We start from the raw sequence: 6,471 nt of genomic DNA, 5'->3' as shown, positions 1-6,471 counted from the left end.
CCGAGATCCTCCGGCCGAAGCTGGATCTTGAGGACGCGCAGGGCCGGATCCACGCCGATCCGACGGCCGGCGGCGTCCCGGACGGGCCGCTGCGCGTCCTCAAGATCCAGCTTCGGCCGGAGGATCTCGGGGTCGTCACCGTGGAGATGCGGCTCTCCAACGGCCAGCTCGAAACCCATCTGCGCGCCTCGCAGCCGGAGACCGCCGCGCTGCTGCACAAGGATGCGGCGATCCTCACCGACCTCCTGAGCCACAGCAGCTACCAGGCCGAGGTCACCGTCGGGCAGGCGCGCCCCGCCGAGGCGTCGACCGCGTCGGGCGGCTCGCAATCGCAGGCGTCCCCGTCGTTCGCCGACGGCGGGGCCCGCCCCGGCAACGAGGGCGCCAGACAGCGGCAGGACGCGCAGCGCCAGGCCGGCAACAGACGCGAAGGAGAACGGACGGATGAAGCGGTACGTCCTCGCGACGGCGGCATTTATCTCTAGCGCTGTCCCGGCCGCCGCGAATGTCTGCGAGGCCGAGATGGGGCGCGCCTCCGCCCGCTACGGCGTGCCGCTGGGCGTGCTCTACGCCGTCGGCCTGACCGAGACCGGCAAGCGCGGTTCCCTCCAGCCCTACGCCATGAACATCGCCGGAACCGCCTATTTCGGGACGGGGCCGCGGGACGTGATCGCCCGCTTCACGGAAGCGCGCAGCAAGGGCATCCGCCTGATCGACCTCGGCTGCATGCAGATCAACCACCTCTATCACGGCGGCAAGTTCGGCTCGGTCGAGGCCATGATCGACCCGCACGCGAACGTCGAGTACGCCACCCAATTCCTCCAAGAGCTCAAGAAGCGCGAGGGCAGCTGGACGATGGCGGTGGCCCGCTACCATGCCGGGCCGAACAACAATGCGGCGCAGAAACAGTATATCTGCCGGGTTGTCGCCAACATGGTCGCGACCGGATTCGGGCAATGGACCCCGGCGGCGACGCAGTTCTGCCGGTGATGCCCCTTCGACCGGGGGTGGCCGCGGCCACGCTCGGTCACGGTGGCCGGCGCCGATCCGCCCCGCAGCAGGTCGCGTCGCTTTCGGCCGGGCGTCGAGAGACGCGGACGAGAAACGGATTCTTCAGCGCCAACAGCGCAGATTACTGACCACTCTATGCGGATGCTGCCTATTGGCCGCTCATACGTTGAGCAAGACGGCAAACGCCACCATCCTTCCGGGGCTGGGGGAGCAGGATGAACGACGCACCAGACCCGCCCGACGGCGCGTTCGCCAAGACGCTTCTGCTGTTCGCGGTGACCATCGCGATCATCGCGGTCTCGGCCTACATCCTGATCCGGATGGATTGAGCGCCGTCAGAGGATCTTGCAGCTTCCGTAGCTCATCCTGATCTCGCCGCGGTCCTCCGGATTCAGCTGCGCCTCGACGAAGTTCAGCTTGTTCAGGTCGATCAGAAGGAAATACACGCCGTTCTGGCACTTGATCGCGTTGCGCGGCGTCCGTTCGTTCAAGCGCGGCGACGCCACCTGACATTCGTAATAGTCGGAGCGCCCGGCGGAGAGGACGGTCAGCAAGCCGCCGCCGGAGACCATCGAGAAGGTCCGCGCCCGGTGCGGCTGCGGCTTCGCGCCCTCGGGGCCCGGGGCCGCGTCGAGCCCCACCGACACGTCCTCCGTACAGGTCATCGGGCGGCGCAACTGAGAGGCTGCCGGTGCAATGCTCAGGATGAGGACCGCACCAGCGAGCGCTACCCTGTGGGCGATCATCGGCGGCAGATCCGTGATTCGTGGGTAGTTCTAACCGACAAGCTAAGGCGTCGTCCGGCGATGTAAATCGCGCCTCCGCGGGTCGCGAAGCCGATCAACAGATTTACCGTCGCGCGCGATGTCACTTCATCTGCCATGACCGGTCAAGATGGTGCGATCGACAACACCGGCTCGTTCTATGCCGGTGGATCCGCGTCCCTGGCGGGAACCGCGTCCCGATGTATCGGGCGCGGCGGGATCCGCACGCGACGCGAGCGGATTGTCACGGGGCGCAGGCGCGCGAAAAGGGGAGGGACCCCGGCTGGAACCGCGATCCGGATCCGGCAGGGCCGTCCGGATCGTTGCGCCTGCCGCGCGCGGCTCGAGGTCGCGCTCCGACGACGTGGCTCCGGTTCGTCGCAGGAGCGCGCGTCAAAACAAGAGCTTAGAGCCGTTCCCGACCCAACGCGGTCGGGCACGGCTTTAGCGCGTCGGCGCAGCCGGGCCGGCCGCGTAGCTCGACACCGACGGGGGCAGGGCGGCGGGCGCCGGCGTTTCCGCCTTGGCGGCGCGGGTGTTGCGCTTCTCGTAGAAGGCGTTGCCGCCGGCCACGGCCACGTAGTGCATGTTCTTGTACGGGAAGTGGTGGCCGGCCGTGTGGAAATACATCGCCTTCCCGACCTTCGGGTGCCGCTCGCCCGCCAGCACCGCGTCGGCGGCGTCGGCCACCTTCTGAAGGTCGCGGTCCTGCATCGGCTTGGTCAGGACGCCGGGGGCGAACTGCCCGGGCTGCCCGACCACGGCACAGATGCCGCCCGGGAAGATCGCGGCCTCCATCCGGTTCATGACCACGGTGCCGACCGCCAGCAGGCCGGATTCGTCGCTGCGGTTCGATTCGAAATACATGGCCCGGCCGAGGCAGTCGCGCTCGGCGTCGGTGACCACCATCGACGGCTTGCGGTCGGGGATCGATCCTGTGGTCAGGGGTGACGCGGTGTTGCACGCACCGAGCCCGCCGGCGAGCGCCAGCGCGACCAGCCCGGAAACGGCCTTGATCCTCTCGCTACCCTGCATGCATCAGCGCTCCGTCCTCCGGCCTCGGGGCAGGGCGATCGCCCATCCCGGCGTCGCCACACTCGATCGTTGTACGCGCCAAGCTTGTGTGCACGTTCGCGGCGAGGATGTGGCGGGCCGTCATGCGTGGACCGCCCCGAACGCCGGCCTGCCCGCGCTGGCGGACCGGCGGATGGCCCTGGAACGCGGCCCCCCGGGGGACGGACCGGGGCCGCAGCGGGAGCCGCAGGTCCGGCCGGAAAAACGCTGCGGTGCCAAAACCATAGCGTCGCCCCCGAGCGTCCGGGATCCGAGGGAGCAGCCCCGCGGGCGGCGGATTCTTCCGGCGGAACCGGGAGCCGGGCGGGGGCCCGGTGTCATCCGATAGACACACACGCCGCCAACCGGTGCCGGGACGTTGACGGGACCCACGCCTTGGCCGGAATGTGGCCGGGACGGTTCCCTTCGGGGATCAAAAGGGAACGCGGTGAGGGGGGCTTCCCCGAAGCCGCGGCTGCCCCCGCAACTGTAAGCGGTGAGCCTTCTCGTCACCACGTCACTGGGCCGCCTCGCCCGGGAAGACGACGGGATGGCTGCGACCCGTGAGCCAGGAGACCTGCCGTCCGTCGTGGTCACACGCGAAACGCGCTGGGCGGGGTGTCCTGGCGGGTGCCGGGACGCCCGCGCGAGCGCGGTCGGCGCGGCCTCGTTCGCGGTGACGTGCCACTGCCGTCGCCCGAGGTCCGGTGCCCCATCCTGTCCCGCGCTGTGCGCTCTTGAAACTGTCCGTGCTGACGGCCCTCGCCCTGCTGCCTCCGGCGGCCTCCGCCCGGGACGGAACCCGGCCGAGCCCGGACGCCGAGGCGACGCTCGACGAGATCTCGGTCACCGCGGAGCCTTCCGCGCCGCCGCGGGGCGGGGTGGCCGCGAGTGCCGGCTATGTCGGCGGCGTGACCGGCATCGGCGGCCCGCTCCTGACCGTGGATTCCGCCAGCGCGGGGGTGATCACGGGCGCCCAGCTCAACAGCCGGCCGGTGACGCGTCCCGGCGAGGTGCTGGAGGCGGTGCCGGGCCTGATCGTCACCCAGCACAGCGGGGAGGGGAAGGCCAACCAGTTCTTCCTGCGCGGCTTCAACCTCGATCACGGCACCGACATCGCCCTGTTCCTGGACGGCATGCCGCTCAACATGCGCACCCACGCCCACGGCCAGGGCTATGCCGACATCAACTTCCTGATCCCCGAACTCGTCGGCGTGGTGGCGTTCCACAAGGGGCCGTACTTCGTCCGCGACGGCGACTTCGCCTCCGCCGGCTCGGTGCGGATCGACTATCTCGACACCGTCCAGAAGAACCTCGCGCTCACCGCCATCGGCAGCTTCGGCTACAAGCGGGCGCTCAGCATCGCCTCGACCCCGCTCGGCGACGGCAACCTCCTGGTTGCAGGTGACGCGCAGGTCTATGACGGGCCGTGGGTGGTCCCGGACGCCCTGCGCAAGATCAGCACCGTCGCCCGCTACAGCCAGGGCACGGCGCTCGACGGATTCTCGGTCACCGGCATGGCCTATGCGGGCCGCTGGACCGCCACCAACCAGATCCCCGAGCGGGCGGTCGCGCAGGGGCTGATCGGCCGCTACGGCACGATCAACCCCACGGATGGCGGCGATACGAGCCGCTTCTCGCTGTCCGGCCGCTTCAGCAGCACCGACGAAACCGGCCTGACCCGGGCCTCGGCCTACGTGATCCGCTCGCAGCTCAACCTGTTCAACGACTTCACCTATTTCCTCAACGATCCGGTCAGCGGCGACCAGTTCCACCAGCTCGACCAGCGCATCATCGGCGGCGGCGAGGCGCTGCACATCTTCCAGGGCGACCTGTTCGGGCGCCCGATGGAGAACGAGGTCGGCGTGCAGACCCGGACCGACAGCATCCGGGTCGGGCTGTTCAACACGACGAACCGGCAATACCGCTCGGGCGTGCTCGACGACCGCGTGCTGGAGACGAGCGGGGCCTTCTATTTCGACAACCGGGTGCGCTGGACCGACTGGCTGCGCACCAGCCTCGGCTTCCGCGCCGACGGCTACGCGGCCCGCGTCGCCTCGGACACGCCGGCCAATTCCGGGCGGGCGCGCGATGCCATCGTCAACCCGAAGCTCGGCCTGACCCTCGGTCCGTGGTTCGACACCGAACTCTACGTGAATTACGGCGGCGGCTTCCACTCGAACGACGTGCGCGGGGTGACCGCCACGGTCGATCCGGCGAGCCCCCTGTTCAACATCGCCCGCGCGCCGTTCCTGGTGCCCTCGACCGGCTACGAGGTCGGGCTGCGCAACCGCTCGATCGCCGGGCTGGAGACGAGCCTCGCCCTGTTCCGGCTCGACTTCGCGTCCGAAAACCTGTTCCAGGGCGACACCGGCACCACGGAGCCGAGCCGCCCGACCCGGCGCTTCGGGGTCGAGTGGACGAACCGCTACGCGCTCACGCCGTTCCTGTCGCTGGAGGGCGACCTGACGATCACCAACGCCCGGTTCTCCGACGTCGATCCGGTCGGCACCCGGGTGCCGGAGGCGCCCACCACCATCGCGTCGGCCGGCATCACCTTCGGCGAGCCGCTCGGCTGGTTCGGCTCCCTGCGGTTCCGGTATTTCGGGCCGCGCCCGCTGATCGAGGACAATTCCATCCGCTCGCGCCCGACCGCCCTGTTCAACGGCCGGGTCGGCTACGCCTTCGAGAACGGGGTCAGCGTCTCCCTCGACGTGCTGAACCTGACCAACAGCCGATCCGACCAGATCACCTACGCCTACGTCTCGCGCCTGCCCGGAGAGCCCGCCGAAGGCCTGATCGACCGCGTCTTCCACCCGGTCGAGCCCACGGCCGTGCGCCTCACCATCGCGGGCCGCTTCTGAGCGCGGCCCCGGCGGCCGGGGCGATGCGGCTCAGTGCTGGCCCTGCCCGGAGGCCAGGATGGCCACGCCCACCGCGATGATCGCGATCCCCACCAGCATGGTCGGGCTGATCGCCTCGCCGTACAGCCACGCGCCGCCGAGTGCGGCGCCGATCATGCCGACCCCCGACCAGATCGCGTAGACGACCCCGATCGGCAGCATGTCCATGCTGCTCGACATCAGCCACAGGGCGGTGCCGTAGCCGACCGCCACGATCAGGGTCGGCCCCGGCTTGGTCAGGCCGTCGGCGGCCTTCAGCGCCAGGGTGGCGGTGACCTCCGCGCCGATCGCGAGCCCGAGGATCAGGTAAGGGTTCATCGCGCGGAAGACCTTTTGTGCAGGCGCGGAGCCGGCTTCAAGTGAGCAACGGCTCTTCGGATCGCCAGGGACGATCAGGGAAGGACGATCAGACAAGGACGGCGGGTCGCGGTTTGTGCGCGGCAGCCTCCCCCCATAAGGTGCCGCGAGGGTTCGGGAGTCCTTGTCCGCCGAATCGATGAAGATTTTCGAATCCCCCGCGCCGGGCACGCGCGGCGGAGCCCCGAATTCAACGTCCGGCCGGGTTGGCCCTTCGTTAACGCCTCCTCATCATGGTCGCCGCCCGTGCCGAGACCTTGGTCGCGGGCGCCAAGACAGTGCCGATCCAGAGCGATACCGATCCACCATGACTGCGTCGCCCGCGATCCCGGAAGCCTCGGCCCGCCCCCGCCCGGGCCGTCGGCGGGGCCTGCGCCGGGGCG

6 protein-coding genes and 1 riboswitch are annotated in these 6,471 nt (G+C 69.7%); of the genes, 3 read left to right on the top strand and 3 right to left on the bottom strand.

What is annotated here, in order from left to right; genetic code table 11:
* Both FV228_RS17615 and FV228_RS17610 read left to right on the top strand, forming a co-directional pair.
* Window positions 1-485: flagellar hook-length control protein FliK (locus tag FV228_RS17615; protein WP_147855817.1), on the top strand; the 485-nt coding region annotated here is incomplete at its 5' end.
* On the top strand, window positions 445-990 hold the full coding sequence (locus tag FV228_RS17610) for a transglycosylase SLT domain-containing protein (protein ID WP_147855816.1): 546 nt from the start codon (window positions 445-447) through the stop codon (window positions 988-990). The genes FV228_RS17615 and FV228_RS17610, both read left to right, overlap by 41 nt.
* A gap of 356 nt (window positions 991-1,346) precedes the next feature.
* Here FV228_RS17610 and FV228_RS17605 read toward each other — a convergent pair whose 3' ends face one another.
* A complete protein-coding gene (locus tag FV228_RS17605; protein WP_147855815.1) occupies window positions 1,347-1,757 on the bottom strand; it encodes a hypothetical protein in 411 nt (136 codons plus the stop codon).
* A 462-nt stretch (window positions 1,758-2,219) separates the two neighbouring features.
* Window positions 2,220-2,810, bottom strand: a complete 591-nt coding sequence (locus FV228_RS17600) for a cell wall hydrolase (protein WP_147855814.1) — start codon at window positions 2,808-2,810, stop codon at window positions 2,220-2,222.
* A gap of 418 nt (window positions 2,811-3,228) precedes the next feature.
* Window positions 3,229-3,428, top strand: a riboswitch (cobalamin riboswitch).
* 239 nt (window positions 3,429-3,667) lie between these two features.
* On the opposite strand from FV228_RS17600, the gene FV228_RS17595 reads away from it, so the two are divergent.
* A complete protein-coding gene (locus FV228_RS17595; RefSeq protein ID WP_147855818.1) occupies window positions 3,668-5,692 on the top strand; it encodes a TonB-dependent receptor in 2,025 nt (674 codons plus the stop codon).
* Between the two features lie 30 nt (window positions 5,693-5,722).
* Here the strand turns inward: FV228_RS17595 and FV228_RS17590 are convergent, their stop codons facing one another.
* A complete protein-coding gene (locus FV228_RS17590) occupies window positions 5,723-6,049 on the bottom strand; it encodes a multidrug efflux SMR transporter (protein WP_147855813.1) in 327 nt (108 codons plus the stop codon).
* Window positions 6,050-6,471: the final 422 nt, after the last annotated feature.

Origin of the sequence: Methylobacterium sp. WL18 (assembly GCF_008040015.1) — a bacterium.
In the GTDB taxonomy this organism is placed as follows: Bacteria; Pseudomonadota; Alphaproteobacteria; order Rhizobiales; family Beijerinckiaceae; genus Methylobacterium; species Methylobacterium mesophilicum.
Note: the sequence above shows the minus strand (reverse complement) of the source record. Positions and strands in the feature narration are given on the sequence as shown.